The 19,774-nt window shown below is 66.3% G+C and carries 15 protein-coding genes; 8 read left to right on the top strand and 7 right to left on the bottom strand.

Translation table 11 applies throughout. The features are described 5' to 3' along the window. Positions 1-33: 33 nt before the first annotated feature. The gene (locus B9Z01_RS06075; protein ID WP_085481358.1) at positions 34-1,329 is read right to left on the bottom strand and encodes an FAD-dependent oxidoreductase; all 1,296 of its coding nucleotides are present in this window, start codon (positions 1,327-1,329) and stop codon (positions 34-36) included. 312 nt (positions 1,330-1,641) lie between these two features. Here B9Z01_RS06075 and purL point away from each other — a divergent pair, with 312 nt between their 5' ends. After that, positions 1,642-5,721, top strand: coding sequence for a phosphoribosylformylglycinamidine synthase (gene purL / locus B9Z01_RS06070; RefSeq protein WP_085481357.1), 4,080 nt, complete (start codon positions 1,642-1,644; stop codon positions 5,719-5,721). A gap of 109 nt (positions 5,722-5,830) precedes the next feature. Here the strand turns inward: purL and B9Z01_RS06065 are convergent, their stop codons facing one another. From B9Z01_RS06065 to B9Z01_RS06045, 5 genes are all read right to left on the bottom strand, one after another. Then, positions 5,831-6,610, bottom strand: coding sequence for a peptidylprolyl isomerase (locus B9Z01_RS06065; RefSeq protein ID WP_085481356.1), 780 nt, complete (start codon positions 6,608-6,610; stop codon positions 5,831-5,833). A 10-nt stretch (positions 6,611-6,620) separates the two neighbouring features. Then, complete coding sequence (locus B9Z01_RS06060) at positions 6,621-6,932, bottom strand: BolA family protein (protein ID WP_085481355.1); 312 nt, start codon at positions 6,930-6,932, stop codon at positions 6,621-6,623. A gap of 1 nt (position 6,933) precedes the next feature. After that, positions 6,934-7,464, bottom strand: coding sequence for a septation protein A (locus B9Z01_RS06055; protein ID WP_085481354.1), 531 nt, complete (start codon positions 7,462-7,464; stop codon positions 6,934-6,936). Positions 7,465-7,775: 311 nt separating this feature from the next. After that, positions 7,776-8,198, bottom strand: a complete 423-nt coding sequence (msrB, locus tag B9Z01_RS06050; RefSeq protein WP_085481353.1) for a peptide-methionine (R)-S-oxide reductase MsrB — start codon at positions 8,196-8,198, stop codon at positions 7,776-7,778. Between the two features lie 67 nt (positions 8,199-8,265). Beyond that, positions 8,266-9,822 (bottom strand): protein adenylyltransferase SelO, encoded by a 1,557-nt coding sequence (locus B9Z01_RS06045; RefSeq protein ID WP_085481352.1) that lies wholly within the window; start codon positions 9,820-9,822, stop codon positions 8,266-8,268. A 144-nt stretch (positions 9,823-9,966) separates the two neighbouring features. Here B9Z01_RS06045 and B9Z01_RS06040 point away from each other — a divergent pair, with 144 nt between their 5' ends. The 3 genes from B9Z01_RS06040 to B9Z01_RS06030 all read left to right on the top strand — a co-directional run bounded on the left by B9Z01_RS06040 (position 9,967) and on the right by B9Z01_RS06030 (position 15,306). Further along, entirely contained in the window at positions 9,967-11,661 is a 1,695-nt protein-coding gene (locus B9Z01_RS06040; RefSeq protein WP_085481351.1) for a 3-(methylthio)propionyl-CoA ligase, read from the top strand. Between the two features lie 171 nt (positions 11,662-11,832). After that, the gene (locus tag B9Z01_RS06035) at positions 11,833-13,938 is read left to right on the top strand and encodes a 3-hydroxyacyl-CoA dehydrogenase NAD-binding domain-containing protein (RefSeq protein ID WP_085481350.1); all 2,106 of its coding nucleotides are present in this window, start codon (positions 11,833-11,835) and stop codon (positions 13,936-13,938) included. Positions 13,939-14,127: 189 nt separating this feature from the next. After that, entirely contained in the window at positions 14,128-15,306 is a 1,179-nt protein-coding gene (locus B9Z01_RS06030) for an acetyl-CoA C-acyltransferase (RefSeq protein ID WP_085481349.1), read from the top strand. Between the two features lie 9 nt (positions 15,307-15,315). On the opposite strand, the gene B9Z01_RS06025 is transcribed toward B9Z01_RS06030, so the two are convergent. After that, positions 15,316-15,780: an LEA/WHy family protein gene (locus B9Z01_RS06025; RefSeq protein ID WP_143808873.1), complete on the bottom strand. Its 465-nt coding sequence runs from the start codon at positions 15,778-15,780 to the stop codon at positions 15,316-15,318. 363 nt (positions 15,781-16,143) lie between these two features. On the opposite strand from B9Z01_RS06025, the gene B9Z01_RS06020 reads away from it, so the two are divergent. The 4 genes from B9Z01_RS06020 to B9Z01_RS06005 all read left to right on the top strand — a co-directional run bounded on the left by B9Z01_RS06020 (position 16,144) and on the right by B9Z01_RS06005 (position 19,704). After that, on the top strand, positions 16,144-16,629 hold the full coding sequence (locus tag B9Z01_RS06020; protein WP_085481347.1) for a PaaI family thioesterase: 486 nt from the start codon (positions 16,144-16,146) through the stop codon (positions 16,627-16,629). An 83-nt stretch (positions 16,630-16,712) separates the two neighbouring features. Then, positions 16,713-17,711, top strand: coding sequence for an NADP-dependent oxidoreductase (locus B9Z01_RS06015; protein WP_085481346.1), 999 nt, complete (start codon positions 16,713-16,715; stop codon positions 17,709-17,711). A gap of 40 nt (positions 17,712-17,751) precedes the next feature. Beyond that, a complete protein-coding gene (locus tag B9Z01_RS06010; protein ID WP_085482020.1) occupies positions 17,752-18,660 on the top strand; it encodes an SDR family oxidoreductase in 909 nt (302 codons plus the stop codon). Positions 18,661-18,744: 84 nt separating this feature from the next. Continuing rightward, complete coding sequence (locus B9Z01_RS06005) at positions 18,745-19,704, top strand: alpha/beta hydrolase (RefSeq protein WP_085481345.1); 960 nt, start codon at positions 18,745-18,747, stop codon at positions 19,702-19,704. Positions 19,705-19,774 lie beyond the last annotated feature (70 nt).

Genomic DNA, 19,774 nt, shown 5'->3' with positions numbered 1-19,774 from the left:
GAGCCCACCAGCCCATCGCCGCCAGACGGCGATTTACTGGAACCGCTCCGGCCTCACCGCCGCAAGCGTATCCTGCGCAACCTCCGGAGCCTGACCCGAGATCAGATCGGCGACGAGCTTGCCCGAGCCCCAGGCGAGCCCCCAGCCCGCCGGTCCGTGGCCGGCGTTGACGAACAGACGCGGATGCAGCGCGTTGCCGATCACCGGCAAGCCGTCCGGCGAGAGCAGCTTGACGCCCTCCCACGGCAGCGCCGCCGAAATCCGCGCGGCGCCCGGAATCCAGTCGTGTGTCGCCTGGCCGAGCAGCGCCAGCGCTTCCTTGGTCAGCGCCTCGCCGAGTGGCTTGTCGATCAGGCTCGCACTTTGCAGCACCGCGCCACCGGCGATACGCAGCCGGTGGTTCATGCGGCTGATGCCGATGCGCTTGACCGCATCGACGATCGCCACGTGCGGCGCGTATTCCTCGTGCGCGATCGGCGCGACGAGCGTATGGAGCCGCAGCGGATGCAGCGGCAGTCTGAGGCCCGCGCGCTCGAGCAACGCGAGGCTGTCGTGGCCCGCCGCGACCACGACCGCGTCGGCGTGAATCACGTCGACTTCGCGCGCACGGGGCGCGTCGCCGCGCGGCGCCAGCTCGACCGTCGCGCGCTGGTTTTCGAGGCGGATCGCGGACACCTCGCAGCCCGGCATGAACTGCACGCCGCCTTGCATGTCGAGGGCCTGTTTGACGAGCTTGGTGAAGAGCGGGCAGTTCGCCGTGCGCTCGTGCTCGAACAGCACGCCGCCGGCGAATTCCGGCTCGGTCGGCACGGCATGCTCGACGCCCGCGCATTCGGCCGGCGTCAGCACGTGATGCGGCACCTCGAACTGGCGCAGCAGATCGAGCGCGGTCGTGCTCTGTTCCCATTCGTGCGCGCTGCGCACGAGGTAGAGCAGCCCGCTCGCCTGTTCGAATTCGAGTCCGAAGCGCGCTTCCACGTCGGCCATCGCCTCGCGCGACGCTTCGATCAGCGGCCGCAGCAGCGTGTACTGACGCGCGAACGCCTCGGGTTCCTGCAACGCGGCAAGCTGCTTGACGAACTGCCGCGCGGGCCCGTTGAAGCCGGTCTTGCTGATGACGCCGTTTTTCGCGTTGTGGCGGCTTGCCATGAAGGTCGGGCCGAACCAGACGTCGAGCGGCGTGGGCAGAACGGTGCCGCCTTGCCCGTAGGTCGCGCCTTGCGCGACGGTCGCGTGACGCTCGACGAGGCATACCCGGTGGCCGGCCGCGCGCAGGTGATAAGCGGTGGCGACGCCCGCTATCCCGCCGCCAATGACGATGACATCCATGTTCTGATTCGATTTGCCGACGGGCCGCTCACGCGCATCCCCGTTGGGCGTGACATGCGGCGCGCTGCCGTGTAAGGCTCGAACCGCGCGCCGATCTCGTGAAAGGGCGAATGATAGCAGTCAAACCGCCCGCGCGGCGATGCGGCGGGCAGCGCGGCGAGGGCTCGCGCCGGCCGGCGCAGCCCTTTGTCCGCGTAGCCTGAAGCCCGCTGGACGCCCGTTCCCGGGGTATAATCCCGGACTTCCTTTCCGCCTCACGTCGCCTGCATGCGCGACTCTCCGGCATCATTGAGCGACGCAACGTCAAGTCCCATGGCCCACTTCTCGTGTTTCCCCGGCGCTTCGGCCCTTTCCGATTTCCGTCAAACCCGCCTGCTCGACACGCTCACGCGCATCGACCCGAACATCACCGGCGTGCGCGGTCAGTATCTGCACTTCGTCGGTGCGCAGACGCCGCTGTCCGCTGAAGACAGCGCGAAGGTCGAGGCGCTGATGCACTACGGCGATCCGTTCGAAGAAGGCAAGGAACGCGGCGCGGCCGAGACTTTCCTCGTCGTGCCGCGCTTTGGCACCGTGTCGCCGTGGGCCAGCAAGGCAACCGACATCCTGCATCTGTGCGGCCTCACGCAGGTGCGCCGCATCGAGCGCGGCGTCGAGTACACGGTCACGCTGAAAAGCGGCCTGCTCGGCGGCAAGAAAGCACTCTCCGACGAAGCGCGCGCGGCCGTCGCCGCGGCGCTGCACGACCGCATGACCGAGAGCGTCGCGCCATCGCGCGATCATGCGCTGCATCTGTTCGACGAACTGCCGGCCAAGCCGCTGCAAACGGTCGACGTGCTCGGCCGCGGCCGTGGCGCGCTGGAAGCCGCGAACGCGGAGCTGGGACTCGCGCTCGCCGACGACGAAATCGACTACCTCGTCGACGCATTCACGAAGCTCGGCCGCAACCCGACCGACGTCGAGCTGATGATGTTCGCGCAGGCCAACAGCGAACATTGCCGCCACAAGATCTTCAACGCCGACTGGACCATCGACGGCGAAAAGCAGGACATGTCGCTCTTCGCCATGATCCGCAACACCGAGAAGCTCAACCCGCAAGGCACGATCGTCGCGTATTCGGACAACTCGGCGATCATGGAGGGCGGCATGGCCGAGCGCTGGTTCCCGCGCACACCGCAGCGTGGCGAGAGCGAACTGCCCGAGCACTATCGCCGCAGCGTCGAACTCACGCATACGCTGATGAAGGTGGAAACGCATAACCACCCGACCGCGATCTCGCCGTTCCCGGGCGCCGCGACCGGCGCGGGCGGCGAAATCCGCGACGAAGGCGCGACCGGCCGTGGCGCGCGCCCGAAGGCGGGTCTCGCGGGCTTCACGGTGTCGAATCTCGAACTGCCGGATGCCGTCGAGGCATGGGAAAACGCGCGCGACACCGCGCAGCCGCTCGCGCACCGCAATCCGCAAGACCAGCACGAAGCCTACGGCCGCCCGGACCGCATCGCCTCGCCGCTGCAGATCATGATCGACGGGCCGCTCGGCGGCGCCGCGTTCAACAACGAATTTGGCCGCCCGAACCTCGGCGGCTACTTCCGCACTTACGAGCAGAACGTCGCGGGCCTCGTGCGCGGCTATCACAAGCCGATCATGATCGCGGGCGGCATCGGCAACATCTCCGACCAGCACACGCACAAGCACGATCTGCCGGAAGGGTCGCTGCTGATCCAGATCGGCGGCCCGGGCATGCGCATCGGCATGGGCGGCGGCGCCGCGAGCTCGATGGCGACCGGCACCAACACCGCCGAGCTCGACTTCGACTCGGTGCAGCGCGGCAACCCCGAAATCGAGCGGCGCGCGCAGGAAGTCATCAACGCGTGCTGGCAGCTCGGCGAGAAGAACCCGATTCTGAGCATTCACGACGTCGGCGCGGGCGGTCTGTCGAACGCGTTCCCTGAAGTCGTCGATGGCGCGGGCAAGGGCGCGGTCTTCGAACTGCGCAAGATCCAGCTCGAGGAAAGCGGCCTGTCGCCGCGCGAAATCTGGTCGAACGAAGCGCAGGAGCGTTACGTGCTCGCGATCGCGCCGGCCGACCTGGCAGTGTTCGAAGCGATGTGCAGGCGCGAGCGCTGCCCGTTCGCGGTGATCGGCACGGCCACCGCCGAGCGTCAGTTGAAGCTCATCGATTCCGAACAGAACGAAGCCGCGCATCAGCCGGTCGACATGCCGATGGAAGTGCTGCTCGGCAAGCCGCCGCGCATGCATCGCGACGTTGCGCGCGTCGAGCGCAAGCTCGAACCGGTCGACGTGACCGGCATCGTGCTCGCGGATGTCGCGCAGAGCGTGCTGCGTCATCCGACGGTCGCGAGCAAGTCGTTCCTCATCACGATCGGCGACCGCTCGGTCGGCGGCACGACCGCGCGCGACCAGATGGTCGGTCCGTGGCAGGTGCCGGTGGCCGACGTCGCGATCACGACGATGGACTACGCGGGCTTTGGCGGCGAAGCGATGACGATGTCGGAACGCACGCCGCTCGCGGTCATCGACGCGCCGGCTTCGGGCCGCATGGCGGTCGGCGAGGCGATCACGAACATCGTGGCGGCGCCGATCGCGTCGCTCGACAAGCTCAAGCTGTCGGCGAACTGGATGGCCGCGTGCGGCGCGCCGGGCGAAGACGCGGCGCTCTACGACACGGTCAAGGCGATCGGCATGGAGCTGTGCCCGGCGCTCGGCATCAGCATTCCGGTCGGCAAGGATTCGCTGTCGATGCGCACGCGCTGGGAAGAGCGCGGCGTCGCGAAGGAAGTGGTCGCGCCGGTCTCGCTCATCATCTCGGCGTTCGCGCCGGTCGAAGACGTGCGCCGGCATCTGACGCCGCAACTGCGCCGCGTCGCCGACGCGGGCGACTCCGTGCTGATCGCGATCGACCTCGGCCGCGGCAAGCAGCGTCTCGCCGGCAGCATCCTCGCGCAGGTCACGCAGCAGGTCGGCGACATCGTGCCCGACGTCGACGATCCCGAAGACCTCAAGCGCTTCTTCAACGCGATCCAGGCGCTCAATCGCGACGGCAAGCTGCTCGCGTACCACGACCGCTCGGACGGCGGCCTGTGGGCGACGGTCTGCGAAATGGCATTCGCGGGTCACGCCGGCGTGTCGCTGAACGTCGACATGCTCATACTCGACGAGAACCACGAATCCGATTACGGCGACGCGAAAGACTGGGCGAAGCAGACGAGCGGACGCCGCGAAGACCGCACGATTCGCGCGCTCTTCAACGAAGAACTCGGCGGCGTGATCCAGGTGCGCGCGGCGGACCGCGACGTGGTGCTCGGCGCGTTGCGCGAACACGGTCTGTCAGCATGCTCGCACGTGATCGGCAAGATCAACGAGCGTGACGTGATCGAGGTTTATCGCGACGCGAAGAAGGTCTACGAAGCGCCGCGCGCCGAACTGCATCGCACGTGGAGCGAAGTGAGCTGGCGCATTGCGCGTCTGCGCGACAACCCGGCCTGTGCCGATGCCGAATACGACACGCTGCTCGACGCCGCCGACCCGGGCATCACGCCGGTGCTGAGCTTCGATCCGGCGCAAGACGTAGCCGCGCCATTCGTCGGTAAGGGCGCGCGTCCGCGTGTCGCGATCCTGCGCGAGCAGGGCGTGAACTCGCACCTCGAAACCGCGTATGCATTCGATCGCGCCGGCTTCGACGCGCACGACGTGCACATGAGCGACCTGCTCGCGGGCCGCGCGAATCTCGCCGATTTCGCCGGCGCGGTCGCGTGCGGCGGCTTCTCGTACGGCGATACGCTGGGCGCGGGCGAGGGCTGGGCCAAGACGATCCGCTTCAACGCGCAACTGGCCGACATGTTCGCGGCGTTCTTCGGTCGTGAAGACACGTTCGCGCTCGGCATCTGCAACGGCTGCCAGATGATGAGCAGCCTCGCGTCGATGATCCCGGGCGCTGAAGCATGGCCGAAGTTCACGCGCAACAAGTCGGAGAAGTTCGAGGCGCGCTTCTCGCTGGTCGAAGTGCAGGCGTCGCCGTCGGTCTTCTTCGCGGGCATGGAAGGCTCGCGCATTCCGGTCGCGGTCGCGCACGGCGAAGGCTATGCGGACTTTTCGCAGCAAGGCGATGCGTCGAAGGTCGCGGTCGCAATGCGCTTTGTCGACCACCGGGGACAAGCAACCGAGCAGTATCCGTTCAACCCGAACGGGTCGCCCGCCGGCATCACGTCGGTCACGACGGCCGACGGCCGTTTCACGGTGCTGATGCCGCACACGGAGCGCGTGCATCGCGCGGTGCAGATGAGCTGGCATCCGCAGGGCTGGGGCGAGATCGGCACGGACGCGAGCCCGTGGCTGCGCGTGTTCCAGAACGCGCGCCGCTGGCTTGGTTGATATGAAACCGCGGCAACGCGGCAACAAAAAAACCGCCCTCGGGCGGTTTTTTTTGCTTTTGGGCTTCAGAACCAGCGGACTATCCAACGATAACCCGCTCCCTGACGCTTTACTGAATCTTCGCGTTCTTGCGCAGATTCTCTTCGAACGCCTGCAGCTTTTCCTGCTGGATCTGCTGCACGATCTGCGGGCGCACCTGCTCGAGCGGCGGCGGAGTCACGTCGCGGATGTCGTCGACACGGATGATGTGCCAGCCGAATTGCGTGTGCACCGGCGTGTCGGTCATCTGGCCTTTCTGCAGATGCGTGGCCGCGTCCGCGAATTCAGGCACGTAGGCCTTCGGGTCCGACCAGTCGAGGTCGCCGCCGTTCTTGCCCGATCCCGGGTCCTTCGAATATTGCTTTGCCAGATCTTCGAAGCTCGCACCGGCCTTGATCTTCGCGATCAGGTCCTTCGCCTGCTGCTCGTTGTCGACGAGGATGTGATGCAGGTGGTATTCCTTGCCGCCCGCGTCCTTGACGAGCGCGTTGTAGCGCGCGGTGACTTCGGCGTCGGTCGGCTGGTTGTTCTTCACGAAGTCTTCGATCAGCGCGCGCAGCACGACGGTTTGTTGCGCGACCGCGATTTGCGCCTTGACGTCCGGACGGCTCGGCAGCCCGCGGCGCAGTGCTTCCTGCATCAGGATTTCGCGATTCACGAGCTCTTCGCGCACGGCCTGCTGCAGCTGCGGCGTGTCCTGCTGGCCCTGGTGAACCAGTTGCTGGATCAGCGCATCGGCGCGCGATTTCGGAATCGGCGTACCGTTCACAACGGCAATGTTCTGTGCGAATGCAGGTGCGGCCGCGAACGCAGCCAGCAATACCCAGAGGCGGGTTTTCTTCAAGGTCATCGAAAGGTTCCTAGCGGGGCAACAAAGCAAATTCTTCGGGCGTATACGCTGTGATGGCAAGAGCATGAATGCCGCGCTGCATGGCATCGGCCAGCGCATCATACACCATGCGATGCCGCGCCACGCGGGCCTTGCCGGCAAAAGCGGCGGCCACGATCGTGACGCTGAAATGACCGCCGGCGGCCGCGCCGGCATGGCCCGCGTGCTGCGCGCTGTCGTCGCTGATGCGGATCGACTCGACGGGCGCAAGCGCGGCGGTGAGACGCACCTCGATCAGCGCGGCGCGCTCGGCGGTGCTCGCGTGCATGAACACATCGCTCATGTCATTCTTCCTTCATGTACTTCGACAGCCACAGGCTCTGCCCGACGATGAACACGAGCAGGCAGCCGGTGGCGCCGAACAGCTTGAAATTGACCCACTGATCGGTCGTGTAGTGATAGGCGACGAACAGGTTGAGCAGCCCGAGCAGCACGAAAAACACGGCCCAGATCAGGTTCAGCTTGCCCCAGATCGCGTGCGGCAGCGTGATCTGCTTGCCCATCATCGCCTCGATGAGGTTCTTGTTGAAGCCGAGCTGCGAGACGATCAGCGCGACCGAAAACGCCCAGTACAGCACGGTCGGCTTCCATTTGATGAACGTGTCGTTGTGCAGCACGAGCGTCGCGCCGCCGAATACCACGACGACGCCGAGGCTCACCCACAGCATCGGATCAACCTTGCGGTGGCGGAACGCCACCCACGCGATCTGTACCAGCGTGGCGACGATCGCCACTGCCGTCGCCGTGAAAATACCCCAGATCTTGAAGGCGACGAAGAACAGGATGATCGGGAACAGATCGAACAGGAATTTCATTATCTGGCCGGGAGGTCGGAGAGTGAATGGAGCGATGAGTGGAGCAATGGGTGGAGCAATAAGCTGGGCAACGGGTCAGGCAGTGAAGGGTGCCTGGCAAGGGGTGCGGGTGCAGGACATCCACACAATGACGCCGCGGCGGTTTGCGGGCGGTGTCGTGCCCGGTTTGCCGCCTGCGCGTGTTGCCCCCGCAAACGGCCCGCAAGCCTGCCGAGGGACATCGCGCCCGGCTCGCACCGGAGCCTGACGCGCCCCCGGACCGGCAGGCCGGATCCGCGCCAAGGGACGGCGAACTCGCGTGAACTCGCGCGTTACTTGGGCTCGAATTGTAACGCAGCCGAATTGATGCAGTAACGCAGACCGGTCGGCGCCGGTCCGTCTTCGAACACGTGGCCGAGGTGCGCGCCGCAGTGCTTGCACTGCACCTCGATGCGCAGCATGCCATGCGAGCGGTCGGTTTTCTCGGCGATCACCTCGCCGTTGATCGGCCGGAAGTAGCTCGGCCAGCCGCAGCCGGCGTCGAACTTCGTGTCCGACTCGAAGAGCGGCGTGCCGCAACAAACGCAGTCGTAGACGCCGCGCTCCCAATGGTCATGATAGCGGCCGGTGAACGGGCGCTCGGTGGATGCGTGGCGCGTCACCTGATATTCGATGTCGGAGAGCTGCGTGCGCCATTCGGCATCGCTTTTTTGCACTGCGGGCGCGTCGTGTTTGAGGTCGTCGGGATTGTTCATGGTCGCTTCCTGTCCTGGGTCTGTCTCGGGGTCTTTCCTGGTCTCTTTCTGGAAGAGCGTCGGTGCTTCACGACGAACAGCTCACTTCGAGCGAACTTGCCCAGTCGGGCGGCAGGCCCGCATACGCCTCGTATTCGGGCTGCTCGTCGAACGGGTGGCGCAGCACTGCCGCGAGCCGCTCCACCTCGGAAAAATCTTTCTCTTTCGCGCGCTGAATCGCGGTCTCCGCCAGATGATTGCGAAGTACGAATTTGGGGTTCACGCGGTTCATTGCAATGGCGCGAGCGGCGTCGTCGCGTGTTTCTTCGGACAGCCGCGCGCGGTAGTCGTTCGCCCACGCGTCGAACGCGGCGCGATCGAGAAACAGGTCGCGCACCGGCGCGTCGCCGCTCGCATCGTGCTTCGACATGCGCGCGAGGTTGCGGAACGTCAGCGTGAAATCGGCGCGGTTCGCGTGCATCACTTCGAAGAGGCGGTTCACGAGCGTGTCGTCGCCCTCGCGCGCGTGTTCGAGGCCGAGCTTCGCGCGCATGCGCGCTTCGAGCGCCGGTGCGAAGCGATCCTTGAAGCCGAGGAGCACGCGCTGCGCGTCTTCGACCGCCTTGTCGCCGCGCACGCTTTCCTCGTGCTGTTCACCGAGGATCGGCAGCAGCCCCTGCGCGAGGCAGAACAGGTTCCAGTAGGCGATCTGCGGCTGCCGCTGGTACGCGTAGCGGCCCTGCGTATCGGAGTGATTGCAGATGTGACCGGCGTCGAAGCCGTCCATGAAACCGAACGGACCATAGTCGATCGTGAGGCCGAGGATCGACATGTTGTCGGTATTCATCACGCCGTGGCAGAAGCCGACCGCCTGCCAGTCGACCATCAGGTCGGCGGTGGAGCGCACCGCTTCGTCGAGCAGCGCGAGATAGGGGTCGTCGGCTTCGCGGCAATGCGGATAGAAGCGCTCGATCACGTGATCGGCGAGCGTGCGCAGCGCATCGACGCGATCGTTCGAATAGAAGTGCTCGAAGTGGCCGAAGCGCACGAAGCTGGGCGACACGCGCGTGACCACGGCGGCGGTTTCGATCGTCTCGCGCCGCACCGGCTGGTCCGAGCCGATCACGCACAACGCGCGCGTGGTCGGAATGCCGAGGTGATGCATCGCTTCCGAGCAGAGATATTCGCGGATCGACGAACGCAGCACCGCACGGCCGTCGCCCATGCGCGAATAGGGCGTGCGGCCCGCGCCCTTCAATTGCAGTTCGAAGCGCTGGCCGCCGTGCTCGAGCTCACCGAGACCGAGCGCGCGGCCGTCGCCGAGCTGGCCGGCCCACACGCCGAACTGATGCCCCGAATACACCGACGCGTAGGGCAGCGCTTCAGCGGGCCAGTCGCGCGTGGCGTTGCCGCAGAACAGGTCGATAAAGCCGGGATCGTTCTCGATGCCTTGCGGCAGACCGAGCAGCGCGGCGGTCCCGGCCGAGAAGCCGGCCAGATAGGGCTCGCTGAGCGGCGCGGCGGGCAGGCGTGTGAAGAACGTGCCGCCGAGCCGCGCGAACGCGTCGTGAGGGGGCGTGACGAGTGTGTTGGAAAGATCCGTCAAAGCTGCGGATAACCCTGCAATGCTTGGGGAAAACGACATATTGAGCGCCTCTGGATTAACCGATATTGTAAGTCCGCCTCTGCGGCGCTGCTGGCTGGCCCCGGCTGCAACTCAACTTCAACGCAATCTCGACCTAACCTCACCCCCCCGACCGACACAGACAAGCCGAGGAGACCCTGCCTTATGACGACGCCGTTGCTGGGCCAGATGATGGACGTGCCGCTCACCGTGTCATCACTGCTCGCGCACGCCGCGCGGCATTTCGGCAGCACCGAGATCGTGTCGCGCCGCATCGAAGGCGATCTGCATCGCTACACCTACCGCGATTGCGAGAAGCGCGCGAAGCAACTCGCGCAGGCCCTCATTGCACTGGGCGTCGAAACGGGCGAGCGGGTCGCGACGCTCGCATGGAACGGCTACCGGCATCTCGAAGCGTATTACGGCACGACCGGTTTCGGCGCCGTGTGCCACACGATCAACCCGCGGCTCTTTCCCGATCAGATCGCCTACATCGTCAATCACGCCGACGATGCGTACGTGCTGTTCGATACGACGTTCGCGCCGCTCGTCGACGCGCTCGCGCCGCAGTGCCCGAAAGTGCGCGGCTGGATCGCGCTCGCCGACGAAGCGCATCGGCCGCCGATGCAAACGCCGGTGCTTTGCTACGAGACGCTCGTGTCCGCCCAGGACGGCTGCTTCGAATGGCCCGCGCTCGACGAGCGCCAGGCCTCGTATCTCTGCTACACGTCGGGCACGACCGGCAACCCCAAAGGCGCGCTCTATTCGCATCGTTCGACCGTATTGCATGCGTTCGGCGCGTCGCTGCCCGACGCGATGTGCCTGTCCGCGCGCGACGCGGTGCTGCCCGTCGTGCCGATGTTCCATGTCAACGCATGGGGCATTCCGCATGCGGCTCCGCTGACCGGTGCGAAACTCGTGTTCCCCGGCAAGGACCTCGACGGCAAGTCGCTCTACGAGCTCATGGAAAGCGAACGCGTCACGTATTCGGCCGGCGTGCCGACCGTGTGGCTGGGTCTGCTGAACTACGTGCGCGAGGCGGGCGCGAAGTTTTCGTCGCTCGAGCGTACGGTGATCGGCGGCTCCGCGTGTCCGCCCGCAATGCTGCGCGCGTTCGAGGACGACTACGGCGTGCAGGTGATTCACGCGTGGGGCATGACCGAGATGTCGCCGCTCGGCACGCTGTCGAAACTGACGTGGGAGCAGAGCCAGCGGCCGCTCGCCGAACAACGCAAGCTGCTCGAAAAGCAGGGCCATGCGCTCTACGGCGTCGACATGAAGATCGTCGGCGAGGACGGGCGCGAGCTGCCGTGGGACGGCGTCGCGTTCGGCGATCTGCACGTGCGCGGACCCTGGGTGATCGACCGGTATTTCCGCAAGGACGACTCGCCGCTCGTCGACGGCTGGTTCCCGACCGGCGACGTCGCGACGATCGACCCCGACAGCTTCCTGCACATCACCGACCGTTCGAAGGACGTCATCAAATCGGGCGGTGAATGGATCAGCTCGATCGACGTCGAGAACGTCGCCGTGGCGCATCCGGGTGTGGCTGAAGCGGCGTGCATCGCGTGCGCGCATCCGAAGTGGACCGAGCGGCCGCTGCTCGTGGTCGTGAGGCGCGAGGGGCACGAGCCCACGCGCGAGGAACTGCTCGCGTTCTACGAAGGCAAGGTCGCGAAGTGGTGGATTCCCGACGACGTCGTGTTCGTCGACGAACTGCCGCATACGGCGACCGGCAAGCTGCAGAAGCTCAAGCTGCGCGACCTGTTCCGCGACCACGTGCTGCCGTCCGCGCTGGAAGACAGCCGGGACTGTCCGCTCACGCCTCTGACTTCCGACGCCAGGGGAAACCCCGTCTGACTGTAATTTGAACGATCGTGCTTTTCTGTGTATCCTGCGTGCTGACCCCGGAATCATTGGTCGAAAAATCCGGTCGAAAAGTCCGACAATGACTGGACTCGATGAACCGGGCAGGCGGCGCATCATGCGCCGCCTCATCGCACGGATCGCATGGATCGCACGGAGGCAGGCATGGCAGTAAACGACGCGGCAGTGGGCTACACGACTCATGACGGCGTGGCCGTCATCACGCTAAACAATCCTCCCGTAAATGGCCTCGGACTGTCGACGCGAGCAGGCATCGTCGCTGGACTCGAGCGCGCGCAGAACGATGCGGCCGTGAAGGCCATCGTGCTGACGGGCGCGGGCAAGGCCTTTTCGGGTGGCGCCGACATCACCGAATTCAATACGCCGAAGGCGACCCAGGAGCCGACGCTCGCGACGGTCATCAAGGCCGTCGAGGACAGCGCGAAGCCGGTCGTCGCGGCAATTCACAGCGTCGCGATGGGCGGCGGCCTCGAACTCGCGCTCGGCGCGCACTACCGCCTCGCCGCGGCCGGCGCGCAGATCGCGCTGCCGGAAGTGAAGCTCGGCATCCTGCCGGGCGCGGGCGGCACACAGCGCCTGCCCCGGGCGATCGGTCTCGAAGCATCGCTCAATATGATCGTGTCGGGTGCGCCCGTGCTCTCCGAAAAGCTTGCCGATTCGGGTCTGTTCGATGAAGTCGTCGCGAACCCGGCCGAACTGGCCGAAGCGGCGCTGGCTTTTGCGCGCAAGGCCGGTGCGAAGGAAGGCCCGCATCCGAAGGTGCGCGAGCGCAAGATCGAGCATCCGAACGCGGCCGGTTTCATCCAGTTCGCGCGCAACAGCGTCGCCGCGATCGCGAAGAACTTTCCGGCGCCGCACAAGTGCATCGATGCAGTAGAAGCAGGCGTACAGAACGGTTTCGACAAGGGCCTCGCGTTCGAGCGCGAATGCTTCGTCGCGCTCGTGCAGACGCCCGAGAGCCGCGCGCTGCGTCATGCGTTCTTCGGCGAACGCGCGGCGAGCAAGATTCCCGACGTGCCGTCCGATACGCCGGTGCGCGAGATCAACCAGGTGGGCGTGGTCGGCGCGGGCACGATGGGCGGCGGCATCGCGATGAACTTCATCAACGCGGGCATGCCGGTCACGCTGCTCGAAACGAAGCAGGAAGCGCTCGACCGCGGCCTCGCGACGATCCGCAAGAACTATGAAGCGAGCGTCAGGAAGGGCAAGCTCAAGCCCGAGGTGATGGAGCAGCGCATGGCGCTCCTCAAGCCGACGCTTTCCTACGACGATCTCAGGCAGGCCGACCTGATCGTCGAAGCCGTGTTCGAGGAGCTTGGCGTGAAGGAGCAGGTGTTCCGCCGGCTCGATGAAGTCGCGAAGCCCGGTGCGATCCTCGCGTCGAACACGTCGACGCTCGACGTCGACAAGATCGCCGCGTTCACGAAGCGTCCGCAGGACGTGGTCGGCATGCACTTCTTCAGCCCGGCCAACGTGATGAAGCTCCTCGAGGTCGTGCGCGGCAGGCAGACCGCCAAAGACGTGCTCGCCACCGTCATGAAGCTCGCCAAGAAAATCAAAAAGACCGCGGTGGTCTCGGGCGTGTGCGACGGCTTCATCGGCAATCGCATGGTCGAGCAGTACGTGCGCCAGGCGCTCTTCATGCTCGAAGAGGGTGCGCTGCCCGCGCAGGTCGATCGCGCGATCGAGAAGTTCGGCTTCGCGATGGGCCCGTTCCGCATGAGCGACCTTGCCGGCAACGACATCGGCTGGGCGATTCGCAAGCGCCGCTATGTCGAGCGTCCCGACATGCATTACTCGAAGATCGCCGACCGTCTGTGCGAGCTGGGGCGCTTCGGCCAGAAGACCGGCGGCGGCTGGTACGACTACAAGGCGGGCGACCGCACGGCGTACCCGTCGAGCGTGGTCGACGACATGATCCGCGCGTACTCGAAGGAAGCCCACGTCGAGCGCCGCAAGATCAGCGACGAGGAAATCGTCGAGCGTCTCGTGTTCGCGCTCGTCAACGAAGGCGCGAAGATTCTCGAGGAAGGCATCGCGTCGAAGGCGTCGGACATCGACATGGTCTATCTGACCGGTTACGGCTTCCCGCTATATCGCGGCGGCCCGATGCTTTACGCGGACACGGTCGGGCTCTACAACGTCGAGCGCGCGATTCGCCGCTATGCGGCGCGGCCGAACGGCGACGCCTGGAAGCTCGCGCCGGGCATTGCGAAGCTGGCCGGAGAAGGGCGCGGGTTCAACGGCTGAGCGGGCCATGCCAACGCAGGTTGAGTGGGCTGATTGAGCAGACTGACTGAGCGGGCTGACTGAGCAGGCTGACTGAGCAAACCCAGCGAAGCACAGCCCGTTCACACGAAACGACCGAGGCGGCGCGGCCACGCGCATGAAACGCACGGCATCGAGCCGGCGCGCCGCCATCGACACTTGGAGATATGCATGACTGATGCCGTAATCGTATCCACCGCCCGCACGGGGCTCGCCAAATCGTGGCGCGGCGGTTTCAACATGACGCACGGCGCGACGCTCGGCGGCCACGTGACGCAGGCCGCGGTCGAGCGCGCGAAAATCGACCCGGCGCGCGTCGAGGACGTCATCATGGGCTGCGCGAATCCGGAAGGCGCGACGGGCGGCAATATCGCGCGGCAGATCGCGCTGCGCGCCGGCCTGCCGGTCAGCGTGCCGGGCATGACGGTGAACCGTTTCTGTTCGTCGGGCCTGCAGACGATCGCGCTCGCCGCGCAACGCGTGATCGTCGGTGAAGGCGATGTGTTCGTCGCGGGCGGCGTCGAGTCGATCTCGTGTGTGCAGAACGAGATGAACCGCCACATGATGGCCGAAGGGTGGCTTACCCGGCACAAGCCGGAAATCTACTGGCCGATGCTGCAAACCGCGGAGAACGTCGCGAAGCGCTACTCGATCTCGAAGGAGCGTCAGGACGAGTACGGCGTGCGTTCGCAGCAGCGCGCGGCGGCCGCGCTCGAAGCCGGCAGGTTCAAGGACGAAATCGTGCCGATGACGGTGCTCGCCGGCGTCGCCGACAAAGCGACCGGCCGCCTCTACACGAAAGAAGTGACCGTCAGCGGCGACGAAGGCATTCGCGCCGACACGACGCTCGAAGGCGTCGCGAAGATTCGCACGGCGGTGCCGGGCGGCGTCATCACCGCGGGCAACGCGAGCCAGTTCTCGGACGGCGCGTCGGCTTGCGTCGTGATGAACGCGACGCTCGCGGAACGCGAAGGGCTGCAGCCGCTCGGCATTTTCCGCGGCTTCGCGGTGGCCGGTTGCGAGCCCGACGAAATGGGCATCGGCCCGGTGTTCGCGGTGCCGAAGCTGCTGAAGAAGGCCGGCCTCAAGGTCGAGGACATCGGCCTGTGGGAGCTGAACGAAGCGTTCGCGGTGCAGGTGCTCTATTGCGCGGACACGCTCGGTATTCCGCACGAGCGCCTCAACGTGAATGGCGGCGCAATCGCGGTGGGCCACCCGTATGGCGTCTCGGGCGCGCGGCTCGTCGGTCACGCGCTGATCGAGGGCAAGCGGCGCGGCGTGAAGTTCGTCGTGGTGACGATGTGCATCGGCGGTGGGCAGGGCGCGGCGGGGCTGTTCGAGGTGCTCTGAGAAGCGGCGTTACCGTGACGCGATACCCGGCACCGGCAGGCTCAGCGTCCCCTGATCGACGAAACGCGTCGTGCCGATCAGGCCGCCCGCGAGCTTGCCGCGCAGAACGTACGGAATCTGCCCGGACTGCGTGGCGCCCGCGAACGCGAACGCCTGGCGGACCGCGGAGAACGCCGGCACGGTCAGCGGCACGGTGATGAGCGTTTCGCCGAAGCGCGGGACGGTGCCGCCCTGGTCGCTGACGCCGCTTGCGAACGGCTTGCCGTTCAGTTCGAGATCGAGCGATACGCCGCTGAAGCTCACCGCGCTGTCGTTGGGGTTCTGCACGCGCAGCTTGAGATTGAAGCGCATCTCGAGTCCCTGGCTCGGCAGCGGCTCGATACCGGCGACGCTGACGCGCAGCGGATCGCCGCCGAGCAGGCCGGCGCAACCGGGCAGCGTGAGAGCGGCAAAAACGGTGAAGGCGGCGAACATGACGAGACGCGCGAGCGTGGACAAACGAGTGGACCGATGTGCGGACCGGCGCGTGAACCTCAGCGCGTGAAAGCGGAACATGGAAGACATGGCCGGCACCTCGAAACAAGCGGATTGAAAGCGGGTTGATCGCCCATTCTAGCGGGCGAAGTTCCCGGTCACGACAGGTTGGCCGGATTCGAACGCGGGCGGGGGATAAAATGCAGCGCTTCGATGGACTTCGCCTGAGCGTTCAACAAGCATAGGCCCGCTCGGAGCCGGACAAACGCGAGGCGAGTGCCGGACAAGCTCCAGACGAGCATCAGACAAGCCCCAGGCCCAGACAGCCTCAATACGCACACCGATCGCACACCGATTACCGCCATGACCGATCCGACCTCATCCCCGAAAACGGACAACGCTTCCTTGCCCGAAAGCCCCTTCGTCGACCGTCTCGGCGCGCGGCTGCTATCGGCCTCCGACGGCGTCAGCGAAGTCGTGCTGCCGTTGCAGCACGATCATATGAACACGTGGGACGTCGCGCATGGCGGCGTCACGATGACCCTCGCCGACATTGCGCTCGCGATGGCCGCGCGCAGTCTCGCGGGCGACGGCGTCGGCGTCGTCACGGTCGAGATGAAGGTCAACTTCATGCAGCCCGGCCGCGGCGAGCTGCGCGCGATCGGCCGCGTGCTGCACCGCTCGACCACGATGGCCTATTGCGAAGGCGAAATCCGCGACAGCGAAGGCCACTTCGTCGCGAAGGCGCTCGGCACGTTCAAGTACATGCGGCGCCTCGCGGTGGGCCGCGACGTGACGCGGCAGCGTCTGCGCAGCGACCCGTCGGCGAAACCAGGCCCGAGCGACTGATCGATCAGCCGCTCGGCGCCAGCACCGCGACCCCCGCCACGCCGGTAACCCCCCGGCATCGGCAACTCAAGGAGACGATCAGCATGACCCAGATCAACCGGCAGTTCCTGCTCGCTTCGCGTCCGCAAGGCGAGGTCAAGCCCGATAACTTCAGGCTCGTCGAAACGCCGCTCGCACCGCTCGCCGACGGTGAAGTGCGCGTGCGCAACCATTTCCTGTCGCTCGATCCGTACATGCGCGGGCGCATGAACGACAGCAAGTCGTACGCGGCGCCGCAGCCGCTCGATGAAGTGATGATCGGCGGCACGGTCGGCGAAGTGGTCGAATCGAAGAATCCGAAGTTCGCGGCCGGCGACAAAGTCGTCGCGATGTTCGGCTGGCAGGAGTACGGCACCTCGAACGGCGCCGGCATGCAGAAAGTCGACGACACGCACGTGCCGCTGTCGGCTTATCTCGGCCCGGTCGGCATGCCGGGCGTCACCGCGTGGTATGGGCTGAACCGCATCATCGCGCCGAAGGCGGGCGAGACGGTCGTGGTCAGCGCGGCGAGCGGCGCGGTGGGCAGCGTGGTCGGTCAACTCGCGAAGGCAGCGGGCGGGCGCGCGGTCGGTATCGCGGGCGGCGCGGACAAATGCCGCTACGTGGTCGAGACGCTCGGCTTCGACGCCTGCGTCGACTACAAGGCCGGCAATCTCTACAAGGACCTGAAGGCCGCGACGCCGGACGGCGTCGACGGCTGCTTCGAGAACGTCGGCGGCGAAGTGCTCGACGTGACGCTCGCGCGCATGAACGCGTTCGGGCGTATCGCGCTGTGCGGTTTCATCGCGGGATACGACGGCCAGCCGCTGCCGCTCAAGCATCCGTCGCTGATGCTCACGCAGCGGCTGCTCGTGCAGGGCTTCATCGTCAGCGAGCATATGGACGTGTGGCCCGAGGCGCTCAAGCAGCTCGGCACGCTCGTCGCGCAGAAGAAGCTGCAGTATCGCGAGACCATTGCGCAAGGGCTCGAATCGGCACCCGAGGCGTTCATCGGTCTGCTCAAGGGCCGCAATTTCGGCAAGCAACTGGTCAAGCTGATCTGAGCATAAGCGGCGCGCCGCCGCTCAATCCGGGAGTCAGATGATGTTCGAATTCGCAGGCAAGGTGGCGGTGATCACCGGCGCGGGCAGCGGCTTTGGCCGCGCGTTCGCGCAGAAGGGGGCGGCGCTCGGCATGAAGCTCGTGCTCGCGGACGTGAATGCCGAAGAACTCGCGCGGAGCGTCGACGCATTGCGCGCTGCCGGTGCCGATGCGATCGGCGTGCCGGCCGACGTGTCGAACGCGGGCGAGGTCGAAGCGCTCGCGCGGGCCGCGCTCGACGCGTTCGGCAAGGTGCACCTGCTCTTCAACAACGCGGGGGTGGGCTCGGGCGGCTTCCTGTGGGAAAGCTCGGCGAACGACTGGTCGTGGGTGTTCGGCGTCAACGTGATGGGCGTTGCGCACGGCGTGCGTGTTTTCACGCCGATCATGCTTGCGCAGAACGAGCCCGCGCATATCGTCAACACTGCGTCGGTGGCGGGGCTGTTGTCGCCGCCCGCGATGGGCATCTACAACGCGTCGAAGCATGCGGTCGTGTCGCTGACCGAGACGCTCTATCACGACCTGAAGCTCGCGCAGGCGGGCTCTCAAACCGGCTCTCAAGCTGCGGCCGCGGCCGGCCTGGTCGGTTGTTCGCTGCTGTGTCCGGCTTTCGTGCCGACCGGCATCGCCGATGCCGAGCGTTCGCGTCCCGCGGAGCTGCGCAACGCGAGCCGGCCGACCCGCTCGCAGATCGCGGCGGGCAAGCAGTTGCAGCGCGCGGTGCAGTCGGGCAAGCTCGCCGCCGCCGACGTCGCCGACATCACGTTCGAGGCGATCGCCGCGCGGCGTTTCTATATCATCACGCATCCGGCCATCATGGCGACGGTGAGGCTGCGTCACGAAGATATCGAGCAGTTGCGCGAGCCGTCCGATCCGATGTCGCTGAAGCCCGAGGTGAAAAACGCGGAGTAAGCGCTTGGCCGGCACGCCGGCTCCTGCTCACTCCCGGCGCATCTGCGCCGCCCGAGGCGCAACGCGCATCACGTTACCGAAACCATGCCGCTGAATCCGAAGATCGAGCAGGTGCTCGACATGATCGCGCGGGCAAAACGCCCGCAGTATCACCAGATGAGCGCGCAGGCAGCGCGCGCGTCTTACGCTAAAAGCGCGCCGATCCTCGAGATCGCGAGCGCGCCGATGTTTTCGGCCGAAGATCTGCGCGTGCCGACCCGCGACGGCGCGACGATCCGCGCGCGTCTCTATTACCCGGTCGAGCCGGGCTGGGCCGAGCCTCTGCCGGCGCTCGTCTATTACCACGGCGGCGGCTTCACGGTGGGCAGCGTCGACACGCACGACGCGCTGTGCCGGATGTTCGCGCGCGACGCCCGATGCGCGGTGCTGTCGGTCGACTACCGGCTCGCGCCCGAGCACAAATTTCCCACCGCGGTGGAAGACGCGTTCGATGCGCTCAGTTGGCTGCACGCCCACGCAGCCGAATTCGCGATCGACGCGGACCGGCTCGCGGTCGGCGGCGATAGTGCGGGCGGAACGCTTGCAACGGTCTGCGCGGTGCTCGCTCGCGACGCTGGCATCCCGCTCGCGCTGCAATTGCTGATTTATCCGGGCACGACCGGCCATCAGCAGACCGGCTCGCATTCGCGTCTCGCCGACGGCTTCCTGCTGTCTGGCGACACGATCCAGTGGTTCTTCGAGCAGTACCTGCGCGATGGCAGCGATCGCGACGACTGGCGTTTCGCGCCGCTCGACGGCGAGCGCGGCGCCCCCGATTTTCATGGCGTCGCGCCCGCCTGGATCGCAACCGCCGAATACGATCCGCTGAGCGACGAAGGCGATGCGTACGCGCAGAAGCTGCGCGCGCTCGGCAATCCGGTCACGCTCAAACGCTATGCGGGCATGATCCACGAGTTCTTCAAGATGGGCGGCTTCGTGCCCGAGGTCGCGCCCGCGCATGCGGAGGCCGCGGCGGCGTTGCGCGCGGCGTTTGGAGTCGGGTGAGGGCGGTTCTTTTGGCCTGGCGGGCGGCGGACCGCGAAGGTGCCGGCACGCGCGTCGAGGCGAGCGATCA

It is taken from the genome of Paraburkholderia susongensis (genome assembly GCF_900177725.1).
In the GTDB taxonomy this organism is placed as follows: Bacteria; Pseudomonadota; Gammaproteobacteria; order Burkholderiales; family Burkholderiaceae; genus Paraburkholderia; species Paraburkholderia susongensis.
This window is presented reverse-complemented; position numbering and strand designations above follow the sequence as displayed.